Genomic DNA, 19,060 nt, shown 5'->3' with positions numbered 1-19,060 from the left:
ACTATGATGCGGCAATGGTGGCAACAAGGCAGCCCCTGGGTATGGTTCAGCGCTTCAGCATTACTGGTGTGCCTTGGCCTTTTTATGGCGTTGCTAGGCCTGATAGCTGTTAAAGGTATGCATCACTTCTGGCCTGCACCTCTGGTCCAGTTCCAGCTAACAGAACAGAGCCGGCCACAGCTTGGCCGCCTGGTTCGTTCGGTATCTGACCGTGCGGAGAGGAAAGATAGAGCTTATAGGCTGGTTGACCGCGGTGATCTGATCGTTGACGCCAGCTCTCAATTGCCGGGACGTTATCTGTTGTTGGAAGCGCATCAACTGTTATCGGATCGACCAAAACAAGCTGTGTGGGTGCAACTGCAAGATGGCCGGACTTTCTACGGGAAACAGGTAGGGCAGGAAACAGCACCATCGGATGCTGGACTTTGGCTGGATCTTGGGATGGCGGCCCCTGTACTAATCAGCGCCGTAGAGATCCGAGCCTATTGGTTACCAAATCAACTGAGCTTTCGGCAGAAGGGGGCGGTTTTTTGGCAGGAGTGGCGTTATTTTCTGACTGCATCTCCTAGCCAGAATCAAAGCGCCGGTGGTATTTTCCCTGCAATTTTTGGTACTTTAGTGATGGTGTTACTGATGGCAGTGCTGGTGACACCGTTCGGTATTTTAGCGGCTATTTATCTGCACGAGTATGCGCCGAAAAACTGGCTCACGCAGTTGATTCGCACCAGCGTGTACAATCTGGCCGGCATTCCATCCGTAGTGATGGGGGTCTTTGGGCTGGCCTTTTTTGTCTATGTGCTGGGTGGCAGTTTGGATCGTCTGTTCTACGCTGACCAGTTGCCGGCGCCGACCTTTGGCACCCCCGGACTGTTTTGGGCGGCCTTAACACTGGCACTACTGACCTTGCCGGTGGTGATTGTCGCAACCGAAGAAGGGCTCAGCCGCTTACCACAGGCCCAACGCTTAGCCAGCTTTGCGCTGGGCGCAACACAGGCCGAAACCATTTGGAAAGTGGTGGCGCCCCAGGCAGCCCCGGCGATGTTAACAGGGCTTATTCTGGCCATAGCCCGTGCTGCCGGTGAAGTGGCGCCTTTGATGTTGGTTGGCGTGGTAAAGTCTGCGCCACAGCTGCCGGTTGATACGCAGTTTCCGTTTATTCATTTAGAGCGAAAGTTCATGCATCTGGGGTATCATTTGTACGATGTTGGCTTTCAAAGCCCGGATGCCGAGGTGGCCATGTCGCTGGTGTATGCCATTGGCCTGGTGTTGCTGACGCTGATTTTGTTGCTGAACCTCAGTGCGTTTTTTTTGCGCCAGCGCTTACGCCGTAAGTACCGGCTAATTGATTAGAGTTACTATGCAAACCACTGTGCAAACCACTATGCAAACCAAAGTAGCCATTCACGAATTTTCTTTGTGGTTGCAGCATCAGCAGGTGCTGGATGCCATTGAGCTGAGCATCCCGGCCAATCAGGTCACCGCCTTGATAGGCCCGTCCGGTTGTGGCAAGTCCAGCTTGCTAAGGGCGATGAACCGGATGAACGAGTTGATGCTCGACTGCCGCAGTCAGGGGCAGGTGTTGCTGGATGGTCAAAACATCTATCAGTCCGAGACCGATGTCGCGCGCTTGCGCTGTCGGGTCGGCATGGTATTTCAAAAACCCAATCCTTTTCCCAAATCGGTCTACGACAATGTGGCTTTTGGCTTACGCTTGCAAGGCCAGCGCAGCCGCAGACGCCTGGATGAGCAGGTTGAGTCCGCTTTAAAGCAGGTCGGGCTTTGGAGTGAAGTCAAAAACCGCTTGCACCACAATGCGCTTACTCTGTCGACCGGCCAGCAACAGCGACTGGTGATCGCCAGAGCCATTGCATTGCAGCCTGAGGTGTTGCTGCTGGATGAGCCGGCATCGGCACTGGACCCGATTTCCACCTTGAAGGTAGAAGAACTCATCTACGAGCTAAAAGCCGCCTATACTGTGGTCATTGTCACGCACAATATGCAGCAGGCGGCGCGGATCTCGGATTACACCGCTTTTCTGAATCAGGGACGCTTGGTGGAATGGGCCGAAACCCATACCATCTTTACTCAGCCCGCTTCGCAGCAAACCGAAGATTACATTACCGGCCGTTTTGGCTAAGGAACAGAGATGGATACCCTGCATTTATCCCGCCATATCTCCAGTCAGTTCAATGAAGAAATTGAACAAATCCGCAACCATGTGATGGCCATGGGGGGTTTGGTCGAGCAGCAGCTGCATCATGCCTTGCAAGCGATCGCTAACTCAGATACGGATAAAGCGCAGCAGGTGATTGACAACGATCGCAAAGTCAATGACTGGGAACTCACTATCGACAATGAATGCACCCGCATTATCGCCAGGCGCCAACCGGCGGCCAGCGATCTGCGGTTGGTGATGACCATTTTAAAAACCATTGCCGATTTGGAGCGCATTGGCGATGAAACCCGTCGTATCGCCATGGTGGCGCTGGAGTCTTTCAATACAGAGCAGCAAGATTTACTGGTGAATCTGGACAATCTGGGGCGTCATGTCTGGCAAATGCTGCACGATGTACTGGATGCCTATGCCCGGATGGACGTCGAAGCGGCTTTAAGTGTTTACAAAGAAGACAAGCGGGTGGATAGGGAGTACGAGGCCATTACCCGCCAGTTGATGACCTACATGATTGAAGACCCGCGCTCCATTCCCAAGGTGATGAATGTGCTCTGGTCGGCTCGCTCACTGGAGCGCATTGGCGATCGGTGCAAAAACCTGTCGGAATACATCATCTATCTGGTCAAAGGAAAAGTGGTGCGACACAGCGACGAGTCAGAATTAGAGCGTAATGCGCGCAGCTGACAGTCATAAAAACGAAATATTTCATTTTTTATTGCGCTGGTTCGCAGCTATAATGCCGCCTTAATTGCACTAATGCATAAAATATGACCGCAACGATCTGGTAATCCACCAACCGAAGCGGCCTATTCAGGGCAAAACGCATGAGTTATTCACTGTTTGATTTTCTCCAGTTAATAGGTTCACTGGGGATTTTTATTTTTGGCATGAAAATTTTCAGCGAAGGTCTGCAAAAAATAGCAGGCAACCGGCTGAAAGGCATCTTAAGCGGCATGACCCGCAATCGTTTGACCGGTGTTCTGACCGGCTTTGGCACCACCGCCATTACCCAATCCTCCACCACCACGACCGTGATGGCCGTCAGCTTCGTCAATGCTGGCTTGCTGACCTTTGTGCAATCGACCGGCGTCATTATGGGGGCCAATATCGGCACCACCATTACTGCCTGGATGGTGGCACTGTTTGGCTTTAAGTTTCAGATCACCCCGATCGCGGTTGCCGTTATCGGGGTATTTTTTGCCTTCCTCTTCTCGAATAACAGCCGGCTGCGCAATATCGCCGAGGCCATGGTGGGTTTTGGTATCCTCTTTATTGGTCTGGAGTTTATCAAGGGCGCTGTACCGGATATCCGCGCCAACCCGGAGATGTTTGCCTTTTTGGATGCATTTACCAACTATGGCTATTTATCCTTGCTGCTGTTTGTCTTTGTTGGCACCATCTTAACCCTGCTGACCCAATCGTCCTCGGCTGCTACGGCGATCACATTGGTGATGTTGTTTGAGGGCTGGATTTCCTTCCCAATAGCAGCAGCAATGATCCTGGGGGAAAACATTGGTACCACCGTAACGGCCAATATTGCGGCTCTGGTAGGAAATGTGCATGCTAAGCGGGCAGCCCGCTTTCACTTCTTCTTTAACATCGTCGGGGTGATCTGGATGATGGCCATCATCTTCCCGATGCTCAGCTTGATGGACACAGCGGTGCAGTACTTTACTGGCAACCCGGTGTCGGTGATGGAGGGCTCGCAAGAAGCCCGCTCTAATGCCACCCTGGCACTCTCTTTGTTCCATACCTCCTTTAACGTGTTAAACGTAGTGTTGCTGTTTGCTTTTGTGCCTTACCTGATCCGTTTTGTTGAGTTTATCCAACCAGATCGTGGTGGTGAAGACGACGAGTTTCATTTGCGCTACATCAGTGCTGGCGTAATGACGTCGCCGGGTCTATCGGTGGCACAGGCGCAAAAAGAAATTCAGCAGTTTGCCGGTGTGGTGGAAAAAATGCACGAATCGGTGACCGAGCTGCTGTTTGAGCCTGGTAACAACCGTGAAAAGCTGATGGAAAAAATCCAGAAGTATGAGGATGCCACCGATCAGCTGGAAGTGGAAATCTCCGACTACCTGGTGCGGGTCAGTGAGCATACTAATCTGGAGCACTGGATGACGGAGCGGATTCGTTTTATGCAAACCATGATCAACGATATGGAGCGCATTGCCGATATTTACTACCAGGTGTCTAAACTGTCGGAGCGGATGATCGAGACGGAATCGACCTGGCCGGAAGATGCCAGCAAGGAAATGGCTGTGATGATGACTGCCTTGCAGCATGCCATTCATGCGATGAAAGAGAATGTGGCGAAAGAGCCAGCTGCCGTTAGCCTGAAAGATGCCATTGCATTGGAAGATAAAATCGACAAGCTGCGCGACGAGTACCGCAACAACCACTACGGCCGTTTGGAAAGTGGTGACTATGCCCCTCGTGCTGGTGTGATCTTTATCGATATGCTGAATCGGTTGGAGCGTATTGGCGATCACGTACTGAACGTCAATGAGTCGGCATCGGGCCGTCGCTTAAAGGCGATGCGGATTGATGGTCAGGCTCAGGCGCGTAAGCACTAATCCGTCAGTCGGAAACCATTCCGTTATCGGATAAAAAAGCGCCGCTCAATGAGCGGCGCTTTGTATTTCAGGGAGAAATGGTGTGACTTACTCGTAACGAACTTCCAGTTTCATACCACTGACCGCACGGAAGGCATGCAGACCAATGTGCCAGGTGCCTTCGGCTGGATTGTTGAAAGTGCAGGTCTCGTTGTTGCCATTGGTGCCTGGCTTGCAGTCGAACTGCGTGGCTGTTGGCACAGCACCATGCCGCACATGCAAATCGGCATCACCACGGCCACCGGAGATTTCAACCACAAGGCTGGTTGCACCTGCCGGTACCTCCACACTGTAGTAATCCCAGGTCCGGCGGGCAATGCTAATGTCGTTAATGACATAGCCACCGGCATCCGGTACATCCGGCTCGTCTGGCTCTTCCGGTGCAGTGAAGCTACCCACCAGGCTAACCCCACTAAAAGCGGTATAACCATTGATCATCACATGCCAGGTGCCTTCTTGCGGGGTGGCAAAATCACAGCGCTCTTCATTGCCAAAGCGGAATGGCCGGCAATCGTAATCGCTGAGGGTTGGCGCTGAGCCAAACTTCACATACAAGTCTGCATCACCGGTGCCGCCCGACATGACAAAGGATAAGTCGCTGGCATCAGCAGGTAGTTGCATGGTGAAGGACAGTTGCTCACCAGTGGCTCCGGCAAGATCAGTTACCGGAACACCATTTTGCAGTTCGGTGCCTGGTTCTGGATCCGGGTCCACTGGATCATCCGGTAAGTCAGCGCCTTCACAGCCATGAGCGGTAAGATAATCCACAGCATCTTTGGCTTGCACCAAACCCCAACCATAAGAGGTATCGCGACCAGGCGCACCCAGGTCTTCGGCAGAAGCCGCCAGCGCAGCACGAATTTCAGCATTGGTACACTGCGGGAAGTGACTCCACACCAGAGCGGCAACACCGGCAACATGTGGTGAAGCCATTGAGGTACCGCTCATCAGGCCATAGTTGCTTGCGCCAGAGGTCAGGTTGGCGATATCACCCAGCTGGCCCATCAACACGGTACCTTCTTCTTGCGATAAACTTACCGCAGGGATAGTGGTGGTTGGGTTATCGCCCACGGTACCACTGAAATTACCAGGTTCGTTGTTGTAAATAATGGCTGCCAGACCGCCACCGTCCTGGCAAGACTCTACCTTTTGCGCGAAAGACACTTCACCACGTTGAATCAAGCAGACTTTACCCACCATATCATCGCAGGTGGTTAACCCCAGGCCACAGCTGGCAATTTCAGCCGTCATGCTGCCAGAGCCTGCACCAGTGATTGGGTTTGGATTAAAGGCCACACCATTGACGGATAGTAGCGACTCCATGCCTGTGCCTTCAGGGTAGGTGGAGCGCACATCAACGCCAGGAGCAGCCAGCTCGACCTGAGCATTACGCTGCGAGAAACCAGCCAGTGTTTTGGTGTGATCAACAGCTGCGACCGAAATAACGGAATCGTAAGATGCCGGGTAAGACATGGCGGTGTTGCCACCGTTACCCGCTGCAGCAACCAACAGCACGCCGGAGTCGTAAATGCTTTGCAGGGCGTTGCGCTCAGCCACGCTAGAGCCTGAACCGCCTAAGCTCATATTGACTACGGTAGAGCCATTTTGAGCACAGACATTAATGGCATTGACCAATGAAGATGAATACCCCCAGCCAGCGGCATTAAACACTTTGACAATATGCAGTTTAACTTCGCCATTTGGCAGCACACCAACAATACCGACATCATTATTCAAAGCGGCAATGGTACCCGCCACATGGGTGCCGTGCGGGCCACCGGCTTCAAACCAGTTGCCTGTGCCTGGGTCATTGGTGCCAGTGATGTTACTGCTGAGGAAATCTTCATGCGGTAGATCGAGACCAGAGTCAATCACACAAACCGTTTGATTGCTGGAAAATTGATCAGACACCTGATCGGCTTGCACCATGGTGTAGCCGTACGGAATATCCTGAGCCATTGGGTAACGGACCAGATCAGGTTCAATCAACTCGATACCAGGCTCTGCTTGCAGGCGCTTCAAAGCTGCTTCAGGCAGCTCTGCTGCAATAGCACGTTGAGGGCCCAAGATAAGTTTGGTCTTAGCGCCCATCCGCTCCAAAGCACGAGCCGTCACTTGCAGTGCAATCTGCTCATGGCTTTCACCCGGACGAAGAGAAAGGTTTTGTTGCGCCAAATGTTCAGCGCTGTAATGAATGATAAAACGATTGGAACTTGGCTCGGCGCTTTCTTTTGCTTGTGCTGCCAGTGGGGTAGCTAAAGCCGCTGAAATAGCCAAGGCGACTAAACTGCTCTTGGCTCCAGCCAGAGTAGCAAAGGATTTGGACATGGGTTCACCCTCCCGAGGTGATTATTATGGTTATGGTAGTAGCGCACTTACTAAGAGAAGCAGACAGCAGGACAGACTCAAAACATAGTGGCGACCCTGGGTCAATGCAGGTCAGGCTTTATGGCTCATTAACCTTAAACATTGTTGCCTGATTAACTTATAACATCAAAGATTAGGATTCAATCAATAATTTACAGCTGTAATTTAACTGCTTATAAATTGCTGTAATTAATCACAATTTAATTATAAATCTACCAAAGAATACGCCTACTCATGTGTTCATATTGGGTAAATATGTTAACGGAATGGCTGGGTAAAATGCTGTGCGTTCAGAAATCATGCTGATATACTAAATGTGAAGCTTATGGGGGTACGATGAAGCGTTTACCTAGCATTAAACAAATGCAGTATCTGTTGGCGCTGCATGAACATCAGCATTTTGGCCGGGCGGCTGAGGCCTGTTTTATTGGGCAGTCCACCTTAAGTGCTGCGATTGCTAATATGGAAGAAACGCTCAATGTGCAGCTGTTGGAGCGTGACCACAAAACCTTTATTTTTACCCCACTTGGTGAGGATATCGTTCGTCAGGCTCGTTATATCATTGAGCAGTGCGAAGAGCTTAGCCTGTTTGCCCAGTGCCAGGGCAAGCCAATGTCGGGTCCTTTTCGTCTGGGTTGTATTCCTACCATAGCTCCTTTTGTGCTCAGTGATATTATGGCCGAGTGTCGGCAGCAGTTTCCGGAGCTGCAGTTGTTGCTGCGTGAAGATACTACGGATAACTCCCTTCATGCGCTAGGGGAAGGGCGGTTGGATATGGTGTTGCTTGCATTGCCCTATGAAACCGGGGCCTTTCATACGGAAGTGCTGGCTGAAGATCCATTCCAATTGGTGTTGCATAGGGACTGGTTAGGACACGGTTTTGAGCATGACATCACGCAATGGCCGGACGAGAGTATTTTCCTGCTAGAGCGGGAGCATTGTTTAACCGGCCACGCCGTAAAAGCTTGTGAGCTCGAAGATAACCGCAAGGTGAATCCTTTTTTTGCCACCAGCTTGCACACTCTGACCCAGATGGTGAATAACAAATTGGGGGTCACCTTTATGCCGCAACTGGCCATCAATGCTGGTTTATTGCAAGGCACCGAGCTGGTTTGTCAACGGCCTGGCACAGGCCAGGCCAGCAGGGATATTGGTGTTGCCTGGCGGCCTACCTCCAGCAAGTTGCACAGTTACCGTTTACTGGCTGAGCTGATCCGCCAGGTATTGCAGAAGAAAGTTACTTCGCCGGCGTAAGAACAGAGCCGGCTGAAGCCAGATCGGGCAAGATGAAGTTAGGGTATTGCTGATACAAGGGCTCTAATTGGCCACTGCGGTATAAGATTTGGTATTGATAATCCCACCATCGCTTTAGCTCAAGGCCCCGGACGTTGTTGGCAAATCCCATAAAAATTGGTTCACCTTTAAGAAAACGCAGCTCCAGGCCAGCCAAGTCTTCTGCGCTAAGTTTGCTCTGCAGCTCTGTTTTTTCTACCAAAAATGCATCTACCCGCTGGTTGCGCACCATGTCAACGCCGGTGCGAATGCTGTCTACTTCATAACTGGTGTTATCAATATTCATCACCAGCTCATAATTGTAGCCGCGCTGTGTTGCGAGCCTGAGCATGGATAATTTACTGTTGTCTGTCAGTTGCAGTTGGTCAGACAGGTACAAAACCGCAATCTCGTCGACATCAAAGGGCAGGTCGGACAATAACAACTGCTCACTGTCTTTGACGCCAATCCCAATGACCATGAGCACTTGTTGTTGTTCTGCCATCAGAATGGAACGACTGAAACTGGTAAAATGTAATTCCAGCGCGGTGTCGACAGGTAAAATAAGTCGTAGCAAGTGCAGGTAGGCTCCTTTGCCATCAGGCTCCGTAAACCCTGGCCAGAGATCGCTGGCTACATGAATCACCCCAGTGGGAATGGTAGGTGGTGTATCGGCTTTGCTTGCAGTGGACAGCAAGCCATGACCGCACATTAGCAGCAAGCAGCAGTACAGCATCTTTCTGACAGCAGTGACAGCATTCATGGCAACCTCCACTCCTAAGTGTAGACCTTTTCAGACGGAGCATAGATGGATTTCGCTTGTTCAAAGCTCTTGCTGTTATTAGACTAGCGGCCTTGATTTTTCAGAGGTGTTGGTTCCCATGCAGCTTGCCGATTTTCATTTTGAACTACCAGACGCACTCATTGCCCGGTATCCACAGGCTGAACGTTCAGCCAGCCGTTTGCTGTGTATGGATCGCCATACCGGGGCCTTAAGTCACCGGGTGTTTCGGGATATTGCAGACCAGCTTAAGCCGGGCGATCTGTTGGTATTCAATAATACCAAAGTAATCCCTGCCCGCTTGTTTGGTCAAAAAGCCTCTGGCGGCAAGGTGGAAGTGCTGGTGGAACGCATTCTGGATGAGCAGCGTTTCTTAGCCCATGTTCGGGCCAGTAAATCACCGAAACCAGATTCTGAGTTGCTGTTGGAAAACGACGCCAGGGTTAAGATGTTGGGCCGTCAGGGCGAGCTGTTTGAACTTGAATTGCAAGGTGATGAAACTGTGCTGAGCATGTTGGAGCGGCTGGGTCATATGCCGCTGCCGCCTTACATCGACCGTCCCGACAGCGAGGAAGACAAAGCCCGTTATCAAACGGTGTATCATCAGAAGCCCGGCGCTGTCGCTGCGCCAACCGCCGGTTTGCATTTTGATCAGCCGTTGCTGGATACCCTGAAAGAAAAGGGCATTCAGTTTGCGTTTATTACCCTGCATGTCGGGGCAGGTACTTTTCAGCCAGTGCGGGTGGATGATGTCACTACCCATCAGATGCATGCCGAATACATCGAAGTCGATCAAACCGTGATCGATGCGATCCATGCCTGCAAGGCGCGCGGCAATAAAGTGGTCGCTGTTGGTACTACCTCGGTACGGGCGCTGGAAAGCACGGCGCAGTTTGCACGCAGTCAGCAACAACCGCTGGCACCGTTTCAGGGCGATACCCAGATTTTTATCTACCCCGGCTATCAGTTCCAGCTGGTGGATGCCCTCATTACCAATTTCCATTTACCCGAATCGACTTTAATTATGCTGGTGTCGGCATTTAGCTCGCGCGATTATGTAATGAATGCCTACCATACGGCGGTGGAACAGCAGTACCGCTTTTATTCTTATGGCGATGCCATGTTTATCAGCTAAAGCACCGCAATCACGGGATGCCTTGCATCGCATTTTACCGCCGGACAGGGTATGATAGCGCCCGCGAAGCCGGACTGTTTCTCCGGTGTACGAGGTAAAATGTGAAATTTGAACTGTTAGCGACCGACGGCAAAGCCCGTCGTGGTCAAATGATGTTTGAGCGGGGCGTGGTCGATACGCCTGCTTTTATGCCGGTGGGCACCTATGGCACGGTCAAGGGCATGACACCGGAAGAGTTGGAGCAGACCGGGGCGCAAATCTGCCTTGGCAATACCTTTCACTTAATGCTGCGCCCGGGCACGGATATCATCAAGCTGCATGGTGACTTGCATGACTTTATGCATTGGCACAAACCTATTTTAACCGACTCCGGTGGTTTCCAGGTGTTTAGCCTGGGAGAGCTGCGCAAAATTACCGAAGAAGGGGTCTTGTTTCGCTCGCCGCTGAATGGCGAAAAAATCATGCTGACACCAGAGCGCTCAATGGAAGTGCAACAGGCACTGGGCTCCGACATTGTGATGATTTTCGACGAGTGCACGCCGTATCCGGCCACCGAGCAGCAAGCGAAAAAATCGATGGAGCTGTCGCTTCGCTGGGCTGCCCGCAGCAAAGCGGCCCATGGCGATAACCCATCCGCCTTATTCGGTATTATCCAGGGCGGTATGTACCCTGGTCTGCGCGATGTATCCTTACAAGGTCTGGAAGACATCGGCTTTGATGGCTATGCCATTGGTGGTTTGTCGGTGGGTGAGCCAAAAGAAGACATGATCAACATTTTGAACCACACCACCGACAAAATGCCGGCACACAAGCCGCGCTACTTGATGGGTGTGGGTAAGCCGGAAGATATTGTCGAAGCGGTTCGGCGCGGCATTGATATGTTCGATTGTGTGATGCCTACCCGCAATGCCCGCAATGGCCACTTGTTCGTCAGCGATGGCGTGGTAAAAATTCGTAATGCTAAACACAAGGCCGATACAGCGCCTTTGGATAAAAATTGCGATTGCTACACTTGTAAAAATTATTCCAGAGCCTATCTACATCATCTGGATCGTTGCAATGAAATTCAGGGCGCGCGTCTGAACACCATCCACAATCTGCATTTTTATCAGAATTTGATGCAGGGATTGCGTGAAGCCATTGCCGCTGGTACTTTGGACCAATTTGTTGCTGACTTCTATGCCGCTCGTGGTATGGATGTACCAGCGCTCAATTAATTGCTGTTTTTATTAAGGGGAACGTTATGAGTCTGTTTATTGCAAATGCACATGCCACTGGTGGCGGCGCTCAGTCCGGTGGTGGCTGGGATTTAATCATCATGCTGTTGGCCTTTGGTCTGATTTTTTATTTTCTGATCTACCGGCCGCAGGCTAAACGGGTCAAAGAGCATAAAAATCTGATGGGCGCCCTCGGCAAAGGCGATGAAGTGTTGACGCAGGGTGGTTTGGTCGGCCGTATCAGCAAAATTTCTGACGAAAAAGACTTTATTGTTTTGGCGTTGAACGACAGCACCGAAGTAACGGTGCAAAAGGCGTCGGTATCGGCCGTGTTGCCAAAAGGCACCCTCAAGTCGCTGTAATCTGAATTGCCATTGATGCAAAAGGACCGTTGAGTGTTAAATCATAACCCAGCATGGCGTTATCTTTTGGTCATCCTGGTGCTGCTGGTCGGCACCTTGTATGCCCTGCCGAATTTATACCCGGAAGATCCCGCCATTCAAGTAAGCGCCACCCGTGGTGGTGAGGTGCAGCAAGACAGTTTGGTGTTGCTGCAACAACGTTTTGAAGAAGACAGCATTGCGTTAAAAGACATCACGCTGCAGGATGGCCAACTGCTGGCCCGCTTCTTCAATACCGAGGATCAGTTGCGGGCCCGTGATCTGGTCAGCCGCACGCTCGGCAATAACTATGTGACCGCGCTGAATATGGCGCCGACCACACCTAGCTGGCTGATGGCCATTGGTGCCAGCCCAATGAACCTGGGCCTGGATTTACGCGGTGGTGTGCACTTCTTAATGGCCATCGATATGCAGGCGGCCATTGATAAGCAGTTGGACGATCTGGCGCAGATCTTCCGTACCGACCTGCGTGAAGCCCGTATTCGTTTTGGCAATATCCAGGCTGATACTGGCACGGGCACCGTGCTGGTGCAACTGCGCAATGCCGATGATTTAGCGGCAGCCCGTCGCTTGATCAGTCAGGACCGCGATCTGGATGTAAGCTTGGGCCCGGTCGAATTTAGCCTTGAAGTACGGATGAGCGACAGCAAAATTGCTGAAATCCGTGATTACGCGTTGCAACAAAACATCACCATCATTCGCAACCGGGTTAATGAAATCGGGGTAGCGGAGCCACTGGTACAACGTCAGGGCGAGCGCATCATCGTGCAATTGCCGGGGGTGCAAGATACCGCCCGCGCTAAAGAAATTTTAGGCGCCACCGCCACGTTGGAATTCCGTTTGGTGGATGATAGTGTCGACTTGAACGATGCACTGGCCGGACGGGTGCCGCCCAGTGCTCAGCTCTACTACGATCGTGATGGACGTCCTGTGGTGCTGCAACGCCGCATTATGCTCACCGGTGATCGCATCACCGGCGCCAGCTCCAGCTTTGATGAATATGGTCGGCCCCAGGTCAATATCTCACTGGATGCGCAGGGCGGCAATATGTTCTCCCAGACGACCCGTGATGCCATCGGCCGCGGTATGGCCACTGTCTTTATTGAATACAAACCAACCGATCAGATTGGCCCGGATGGCAACCCGGTATTGGAAAAAATAGAGGAAGTCATCAACGTTGCTACCATTCAGGCACGGCTCGGTCGCAGCTTCCGTATTACAGGTATTAATAACCCCGGTGAAGCGCATAATTTAGCGCTGCAGTTGCGGGCGGGTGCTTTGTTAGCACCGATTCAAATCATTGAAGAGCGCACCATAGGCCCAAGCCTGGGTCAGGAAAACATCGAGCTGGGGCAAACCGCCATTATGTTGGGCCTGGCAACGGTACTGGTGTTTATGGTGCTGTACTACAAAGCTTTCGGACTGGTGGCCAATGCGGCCTTGGTAGCGAACCTGGTGCTGATTGTTGGCATCATGTCGATGATCCCGGGTGCCACCCTGACACTGCCTGGCATGGCCGGTATTGTGCTGACGGTTGGTATGGCGGTGGATGCCAATGTGCTTATTTTTGAGCGCATCCGCGAGGAGCTACGTGATGGACGCAGTGTGCAGCAGGCCATTCATCATGGTTATGACCGGGCACTGTCAACCATTGCCGATGCCAACGTCACCACTTTGATTGCGGCCTTAATTTTGTTCGGTGTGGGTACCGGCCCTATCAAAGGTTTCGCGGTCACCTTGATGATCGGTATCATCACCTCGATGTTTACTGCCATTGTCGGGACGCGTGTGCTGGTCAACATGATCTGGGGCGGACGTCGCCTGCAGAAGTTGCCAATTTAAGGGGGCCATGATGATCGCAATTAATTTTAACAACACCATCAATTTTATGCGCCTGAAGGTACCGGCCTTGATCCTGTCCGGTATTCTGGTTATTGCCTCGCTTGGTTTAATGGCCACCAAAGGCATGAACTGGGGACTGGACTTTACCGGTGGTACCGTCATTGAGGTAGGCTATCAGCGCGATGCCGACTTATCGGCCGTGCGCTCTGTACTGGCCGATGCTGGTTTTCCGGATGCGGTGGTGCAGTACTTTGGCAGCAGCCGCGAAGTGCTGATCCGCATTGGTCCGCGCGATGACATCGAGCAGGTTACCCTGGGTGAGCAGGTATTGCGCTTGTTGGGGGACGCCGATCCTGGTACGGTCGATATGCGTCGTATCGAGTACGTTGGTCCCAGTGTGGGTGCCGAACTCAAAGAACAGGGCGGCCTGGCTACCCTGGCAGCGCTGATCTGTATTCTGATTTATGTCGCTTTTCGTTTTGAGTGGCGCTTTGCACTAGGCGCTGTCGCAGCATTGGCACATGATGTCATCATCACCCTGGGGCTGTTTTCACTGCTCGGGCTGGAGTTTGATCTCACGGTGCTAGCCGCGGTGCTGGCGGTGATTGGTTACTCGCTCAACGATACCATTGTGGTCTGTGACCGGATCCGTGAAGGATTTCGCCGCATTCGCGAAAGCGAACCGGTGGAAGTCGTCAATGAATCCCTGACCGGTACCATGAGCCGGACCATCATCACCTCGGTGACCACCATTCTGGTATTGCTGGTGCTGTTCTTTAAAGGTGGTGAGTTGATCCATGGCTTTGCCACAGCCTTGCTGTTCGGTGTGGTGATCGGGACCTATTCTTCGGTCTACATCGCCAGTTCGATGTCACTGCTGTTGGGTATCAGCCGTGAAGATCTGATGCCACCGCCAGTGGAAAAAGAAGGCGAGAATACCGAGCCCTTGCTATAAGCTTGTTTAACCGACACAATGCCAGTCACTCGACTGGCATTTTTTATGGAGCTTGTTATGCAGCACTCCCCAGCTTTTCTGGCCTTAGTAAACGCCGCCAAAGCCGCCATCAAGGAAATGGATATTACCAGCTTGCAGCAGCGCAGCACCCCTTACGTATTGATTGATACCCGTGAAGACCACGAATGGCAGCAAGGCCATTTACCGGGTGCTATGCACCTGGGCAAAGGCATCATCGAGCGGGATATTGAGCAAACCGTGCAGGATAAACAGCAGGTGATTATTTTGTATTGTGGTGGTGGCTATCGCTCGGCCCTGGCAGCACAGGCGCTACAGCAGATGGGCTATCAGCAGGTGTATAGTCTGGACGGTGGTTACCGGGCCTGGAAAGAGCAGGGCTTGCCGATAGAATTGCCCTAAGGTCCGGGCAATAAAAAACCGGCTTTCTCAGCCGGTTTTTTTATCTTCAATGCTTAGCGCATTAACTCTTCGGTCAGATGCGGCCGCATGGTTTTTAGCATGCCCTGCAGTACTTTCGGGCTGGCTGCGACCACATTGCCACTTTTCAGCTGGTTGTTACCACCGGCAAAGTCAGTGACCATACCACCGGCTTCACGCACAATCAGCTCACCGGCTGCAATATCCCATGGCTTTAGGCCAATTTCCCAGAAACCGTCTAAGCGACCAGCCGCCACATAGGCCAAATCCAAAGCGGCAGAGCCGGCGCGGCGCATATCGGCCACTTGCGAAAATAAGCTGTTGAACACGCTGGAGTACACCGGCAGCAATTGCTTTTGTTTAAACGGAAAGCCAGTGCCAAGCATCGCACCTGCCAGCTCTGGCCGGTTAGTGACACGGATACGGCGGCCATTCAGTTGGGCACCACGGCCACGCGAGGCGGTAAAAAGCTCAGCACGCAAGGGATCGTAGATCACCGCCTGATCCAGTTTGCCCTGTACTTTTAAGGCAATGGAAACGGCGACATGCGGAATACCGCGGATAAAGTTGGAGGTGCCATCAAGTGGGTCGATGATCCATTGGTAATCGCTGTCGGTTGCACCCTGTACGCCCAATTCTTCACCGACCACGCCGTGTCCTGGAAAGGATTTGCGCAAGGTCTGCACAATCAGCTGTTCGGCTTCGCGGTCGATATTGGTAACAAAGTCATTGCTGGACTTCTCGGTGGATTTGACAATATCCAGTTGCTCACAGGAGCGGGCAATTAAATTTCCAGCACTGCGGGCAGCACGGATGGCGATGTTCAACATCGGATGCATAACGATTACCTTATTGGAAAAAGAGCGGTTAAAACTTACACAAAAGTGCGGCCGCTATTGTAGCGACTTAGCCAGTAAAGTAAAGGGGTTTTGGTTTTTAAGCGAGTGAGTGAGGTAAGGTTAAGAAGGAGCAGGCTGGCCTTTCGACCAGCCTGCGAAGGCCTCACTTGGAAATTATTACCTGCTCTTGCGTGACAGGGTCGAGCTGCTTTAACGCACCTTGTCCTACTGTCAGAAAAGTACCATTCTCTAATGGCAGTGCATTGTTATATTCGTGCCTTTGCCCCAGAATTTTGCAGCTTTGTGTGGCAAAATCATAACTGGCCAATTGGCCTGATAGGATGAGCAAACGTTCACCGGCTGCATCATAGTTGATATTGTAGATACCTGATTCATCCACATTCAGAATGTTCTGTCCAAAATTGTTGATGCACTTATCTAAAAGTACTTCTGTTTCAAGCGTCTCCAAATCAAGACGGTAGATTGTACTTTGAGATTGGCTGGATAAATACAGCTGCAGGTTTTCAGCATCGAATGCCACATCATTGACACCTTCGATGACACCAGCAATACCGGCACTGCCATCAAAGTCTAATAAGTGGCGTTCGCCAGTCGCTACATCAATCTGTAAAATAGCATTGGTGAGGCTAGGTTTAGCCATGTAGAGTGTTGCTTCCACAGAATTAAAGTCACCGCCAGTCATGGGCCATAAGTCTGGTCCATATCCCACGCCCATACCACTTACAGTCGAGATACTTCCATCGCTAAGAGCAACGGATAAAATGGCATCATCGAGCCCGACCAGGAGCGCATTACTAGCCGGATCATAAAATAGTCCGCTGTGATAGTTGATTCCTTCTTGGTTGATGTCAGCAATCATGGTGCGATCACCGCTAGTGAGATCAACCGAAAATAGCGTATCAGCTGCATTGGAGCCATTATCTAGAACGTACAGCGTATCACTCTCAGTTGCAAAAGTCAGATAGCGGGGCATCATGACACTTCGGCCAGAACCTATACCGGAGCGAACGAAAGCTGAGCGCTCACCTGTTTGGGTATCTACTTTCAAAACGCTCCCAAAATCGGGGTCTAATACCAGTAAGGTGTCTTCATCTAGTAACAAAGCACCGCGGATTTGTGAGGTCGGAAACAAGGTCGTACTGGTTTCTTCAGACAGCATGATGTAGTTGGGTACTGCGAGATCTACTTTTACTATGCCTTGAAAGCCAGCTAAATATAACTGATGGTCAACGCTTCCTGCTGCCATTACCATTGGGTTAATGCTCTGTAACTGCATGACCGTGTTCCGTTCACCCGTTTCTGTGTTAACTTCGACCAACTGACGCAAACCGGCCATGGCATAGAGCCGGCTACCCAACATAACCATGGTTGATATTGTCATCCGGGGAATGTCGTCGAGGCTGCTGGAGGATAATAAGCGACTGGTGTCATCAGCTAAATTGAATTGGTACAGACGATCGGTGGCATAGTAACTATCAGCCTTCAATAGCTTAAGTAACACAAAAGCCTGTTGGTTGATGGGATCAAACACCGAACTGGCCATAATTAACTGAGTATCAGGCTCTAATTCCGGAGTGTAAGTCGCCAGTACTTTTTGGCGGCGATGCTCCAAATCAACTTCATACAAAGAAACAGTATTTTCATCATAATTGGAGTAGATAATACGGTTGTATACATGGTCAAAATTCAACTCACTAATGTAGTCGACAGTTGTTAGTTGCTGATAACTAAGATCCTTAGGGTCAATTGCCACGATATCTCTACTTCGCAGAACGCCAATGAGCCGTTGATTCAGGTTATCGTGAACAAGATAAGTGGGGGCCTCTAGGGTATTTACCCTAACTGAGGCCGCGTCACTATTTTCAGTTCCATTAGCATCACTGACCGACACTTTCAACTCAGTATCACTGTTGGGCTCGATCTCAACATCTGCGGTCCACTCAAACTCTTCTTCCTCGTCCTCGTCATTACTGCCCTGGGCATGAAAGCTTTGTGCGGACACCCGTTGTGATGATGAACTCTTGCTATGGATGCTAGCAGCAACGCCGTTCACGCTTAAAGCGCTGATGCCATTCCGGCTGCTTGCAGTGCCACGCACGGTTAGTTTGCCAGCCGATGTTTTAGACTGTGACCATGGAAAAATAACGCTCGCTTGTGGCGCAGTTCCCGTTGCGGGCGGTTGGCTGCGGGTGGTGCTAATAAAGTCTGCACTGACCCCACCAATGGTCAAAGTAGTAGTCTGACTGCTCGAAAACTGGTTTGATGCCTGATGCCGTACTCGGATTTGTGCAGCATTCGTGACGGTAGCGGAGCTTGACGTGAAGCTGCCATTGTTCACAGAGTACTCACCATTTTGAATACTGATAGCTGCCGCTGCATTGATACCGGATACGGTAATACTGTGTGAAGTAATGGTAGACCCTGGCTCTACCCCAGATTGCGCGCTGAAGCTGAATGAGTTTGGCTGAGTATTGGTTGCTGGTGGAGGCGTTGGATCAGAGTCCGAACTACCGCCACACGCCACTAAAAGTAGTGCCGTTGACAGCAGAAGACCTAGCTTGCTTGCGAATAAGAGTTGTTTCATGGCTTTCCCTATTGTAGTAGATATGCTTCCGAGGCTAAATTTATTCGCATATGAACAATAAATCAACAATTAAAACCTTATTGCATTAAAATATTCATAATGTTCATTGTCTGGTTTATGCGGGGGCTTTCTCTCCTATCCTGCAAAAGATGAGTATCAGGTGTTAAAGTGATGCGCTAGAAGGAGCCAGGGTTGTCCCGTTTACAGTGTTCACACACTAGGGGCGGGTAATAAATTTGGGATAATAAATTTGGGGTCATTAAATTTGGGATCAGATAAAAATTTATGCCCCCGATTTTCAGCTGCATCATGTCAGCCGCATCAGTGGCAGTGGCACCCAGGCCTTTGATGAGCGTTTTAAATTTGGGGTCACCCATTAGCCTCTCGGTGTCAATAGCGTAACCAAACCCGCGCGCACTA

The 19,060-nt window shown here is 51.2% G+C and carries 16 protein-coding genes; 11 read left to right on the top strand and 5 right to left on the bottom strand.

The window, feature by feature from the left end:
* Positions 1-6: 6 nt before the first annotated feature.
* The 4 genes from pstA to JJU14_RS12675 all read left to right on the top strand — a co-directional run bounded on the left by pstA (position 7) and on the right by JJU14_RS12675 (position 4,749).
* Complete coding sequence (gene pstA / locus JJU14_RS12690; RefSeq protein ID WP_228614062.1) at positions 7-1,350, top strand: phosphate ABC transporter permease PstA; 1,344 nt, start codon at positions 7-9, stop codon at positions 1,348-1,350.
* Between the two features lie 7 nt (positions 1,351-1,357).
* Positions 1,358-2,137 (top strand): phosphate ABC transporter ATP-binding protein PstB, encoded by a 780-nt coding sequence (gene pstB, locus JJU14_RS12685; protein ID WP_228614061.1) that lies wholly within the window; start codon positions 1,358-1,360, stop codon positions 2,135-2,137.
* A gap of 9 nt (positions 2,138-2,146) precedes the next feature.
* The gene (phoU, locus tag JJU14_RS12680; protein ID WP_228614060.1) at positions 2,147-2,857 is read left to right on the top strand and encodes a phosphate signaling complex protein PhoU; all 711 of its coding nucleotides are present in this window, start codon (positions 2,147-2,149) and stop codon (positions 2,855-2,857) included.
* A gap of 140 nt (positions 2,858-2,997) precedes the next feature.
* Positions 2,998-4,749: a Na/Pi cotransporter family protein gene (locus JJU14_RS12675; protein ID WP_228614059.1), complete on the top strand. Its 1,752-nt coding sequence runs from the start codon at positions 2,998-3,000 to the stop codon at positions 4,747-4,749.
* 87 nt (positions 4,750-4,836) lie between these two features.
* Here the strand turns inward: JJU14_RS12675 and JJU14_RS12670 are convergent, their stop codons facing one another.
* On the bottom strand, positions 4,837-7,116 hold the full coding sequence (locus JJU14_RS12670) for a S8 family serine peptidase (protein WP_228614058.1): 2,280 nt from the start codon (positions 7,114-7,116) through the stop codon (positions 4,837-4,839).
* A 375-nt stretch (positions 7,117-7,491) separates the two neighbouring features.
* Here JJU14_RS12670 and JJU14_RS12665 point away from each other — a divergent pair, with 375 nt between their 5' ends.
* Positions 7,492-8,409: a hydrogen peroxide-inducible genes activator gene (locus JJU14_RS12665; protein WP_228614057.1), complete on the top strand. Its 918-nt coding sequence runs from the start codon at positions 7,492-7,494 to the stop codon at positions 8,407-8,409.
* On the opposite strand, the gene JJU14_RS12660 is transcribed toward JJU14_RS12665, so the two are convergent.
* Positions 8,393-9,190: a transporter substrate-binding domain-containing protein gene (locus JJU14_RS12660; RefSeq protein ID WP_228614056.1), complete on the bottom strand. Its 798-nt coding sequence runs from the start codon at positions 9,188-9,190 to the stop codon at positions 8,393-8,395. The two genes, JJU14_RS12665 and JJU14_RS12660, sit on opposite strands and share 17 nt — an antisense overlap.
* A gap of 118 nt (positions 9,191-9,308) precedes the next feature.
* On the opposite strand from JJU14_RS12660, the gene queA reads away from it, so the two are divergent.
* The 6 genes from queA (at position 9,309) to JJU14_RS12630 (ending at position 15,178) form a co-directional block, all read left to right on the top strand.
* Entirely contained in the window at positions 9,309-10,343 is a 1,035-nt protein-coding gene (gene queA / locus JJU14_RS12655) for a tRNA preQ1(34) S-adenosylmethionine ribosyltransferase-isomerase QueA (RefSeq protein ID WP_228614055.1), read from the top strand.
* Positions 10,344-10,444: 101 nt separating this feature from the next.
* On the top strand, positions 10,445-11,560 hold the full coding sequence (gene tgt / locus JJU14_RS12650) for a tRNA guanosine(34) transglycosylase Tgt (protein WP_228614054.1): 1,116 nt from the start codon (positions 10,445-10,447) through the stop codon (positions 11,558-11,560).
* A gap of 26 nt (positions 11,561-11,586) precedes the next feature.
* A complete protein-coding gene (yajC, locus tag JJU14_RS12645; protein ID WP_228614053.1) occupies positions 11,587-11,922 on the top strand; it encodes a preprotein translocase subunit YajC in 336 nt (111 codons plus the stop codon).
* Positions 11,923-11,955: 33 nt separating this feature from the next.
* On the top strand, positions 11,956-13,803 hold the full coding sequence (secD, locus tag JJU14_RS12640; protein WP_228614052.1) for a protein translocase subunit SecD: 1,848 nt from the start codon (positions 11,956-11,958) through the stop codon (positions 13,801-13,803).
* A gap of 10 nt (positions 13,804-13,813) precedes the next feature.
* Positions 13,814-14,758 (top strand): protein translocase subunit SecF, encoded by a 945-nt coding sequence (gene secF, locus JJU14_RS12635; RefSeq protein ID WP_228614051.1) that lies wholly within the window; start codon positions 13,814-13,816, stop codon positions 14,756-14,758.
* Positions 14,759-14,815: 57 nt separating this feature from the next.
* Positions 14,816-15,178 carry a rhodanese-like domain-containing protein gene (locus JJU14_RS12630; RefSeq protein ID WP_228614050.1) on the top strand — a complete coding sequence of 121 codons (363 nt, stop codon included), beginning with the start codon at positions 14,816-14,818 and terminating at the stop codon, positions 15,176-15,178.
* A 53-nt stretch (positions 15,179-15,231) separates the two neighbouring features.
* On the opposite strand, the gene suhB is transcribed toward JJU14_RS12630, so the two are convergent.
* From suhB to JJU14_RS12615, 3 genes are all read right to left on the bottom strand, one after another.
* Positions 15,232-16,035, bottom strand: a complete 804-nt coding sequence (gene suhB / locus JJU14_RS12625; RefSeq protein ID WP_228614049.1) for an inositol-1-monophosphatase — start codon at positions 16,033-16,035, stop codon at positions 15,232-15,234.
* Between the two features lie 163 nt (positions 16,036-16,198).
* Positions 16,199-18,640 (bottom strand): YncE family protein, encoded by a 2,442-nt coding sequence (locus JJU14_RS12620; protein ID WP_228614048.1) that lies wholly within the window; start codon positions 18,638-18,640, stop codon positions 16,199-16,201.
* Between the two features lie 176 nt (positions 18,641-18,816).
* The coding region (locus tag JJU14_RS12615; protein ID WP_228614047.1) for a hypothetical protein at positions 18,817-19,060 on the bottom strand (244 nt) is incomplete at its 5' end.

This window comes from Alkalimonas sp. (assembly GCF_020831925.1).
Classification (GTDB): Bacteria; Pseudomonadota; Gammaproteobacteria; order Enterobacterales; family Alteromonadaceae; genus Alkalimonas.
The sequence above is the reverse complement of the archived record's forward strand: the minus strand, read 5'-3'. Positions and strand labels throughout refer to the sequence as shown.

What these genes read in the sequence shown, in the direction of transcription:
- pstA (WP_228614062.1), top strand. Translation starts at nt 7, where the DNA reads ATGCGGCAATGGTGGCAACAAGGCAGCCCCTGGGTATGGTTCAGCGCT.
- JJU14_RS12670 (WP_228614058.1), bottom strand. Translation starts at nt 7,116, where the DNA reads ATGTCCAAATCCTTTGCTACTCTGGCTGGAGCCAAGAGCAGTTTAGTC.
- JJU14_RS12660 (WP_228614056.1), bottom strand. Translation starts at nt 9,190, where the DNA reads ATGAATGCTGTCACTGCTGTCAGAAAGATGCTGTACTGCTGCTTGCTG.
- pstB (WP_228614061.1), top strand. Translation starts at nt 1,358, where the DNA reads ATGCAAACCACTGTGCAAACCACTATGCAAACCAAAGTAGCCATTCAC.
- queA (WP_228614055.1), top strand. Translation starts at nt 9,309, where the DNA reads ATGCAGCTTGCCGATTTTCATTTTGAACTACCAGACGCACTCATTGCC.
- JJU14_RS12675 (WP_228614059.1), top strand. Translation starts at nt 2,998, where the DNA reads ATGAGTTATTCACTGTTTGATTTTCTCCAGTTAATAGGTTCACTGGGG.
- JJU14_RS12665 (WP_228614057.1), top strand. Translation starts at nt 7,492, where the DNA reads ATGAAGCGTTTACCTAGCATTAAACAAATGCAGTATCTGTTGGCGCTG.
- secF (WP_228614051.1), top strand. Translation starts at nt 13,814, where the DNA reads ATGATCGCAATTAATTTTAACAACACCATCAATTTTATGCGCCTGAAG.
- JJU14_RS12620 (WP_228614048.1), bottom strand. Translation starts at nt 18,640, where the DNA reads ATGAAACAACTCTTATTCGCAAGCAAGCTAGGTCTTCTGCTGTCAACG.
- yajC (WP_228614053.1), top strand. Translation starts at nt 11,587, where the DNA reads ATGAGTCTGTTTATTGCAAATGCACATGCCACTGGTGGCGGCGCTCAG.
- JJU14_RS12630 (WP_228614050.1), top strand. Translation starts at nt 14,816, where the DNA reads ATGCAGCACTCCCCAGCTTTTCTGGCCTTAGTAAACGCCGCCAAAGCC.
- suhB (WP_228614049.1), bottom strand. Translation starts at nt 16,035, where the DNA reads ATGCATCCGATGTTGAACATCGCCATCCGTGCTGCCCGCAGTGCTGGA.
- phoU (WP_228614060.1), top strand. Translation starts at nt 2,147, where the DNA reads ATGGATACCCTGCATTTATCCCGCCATATCTCCAGTCAGTTCAATGAA.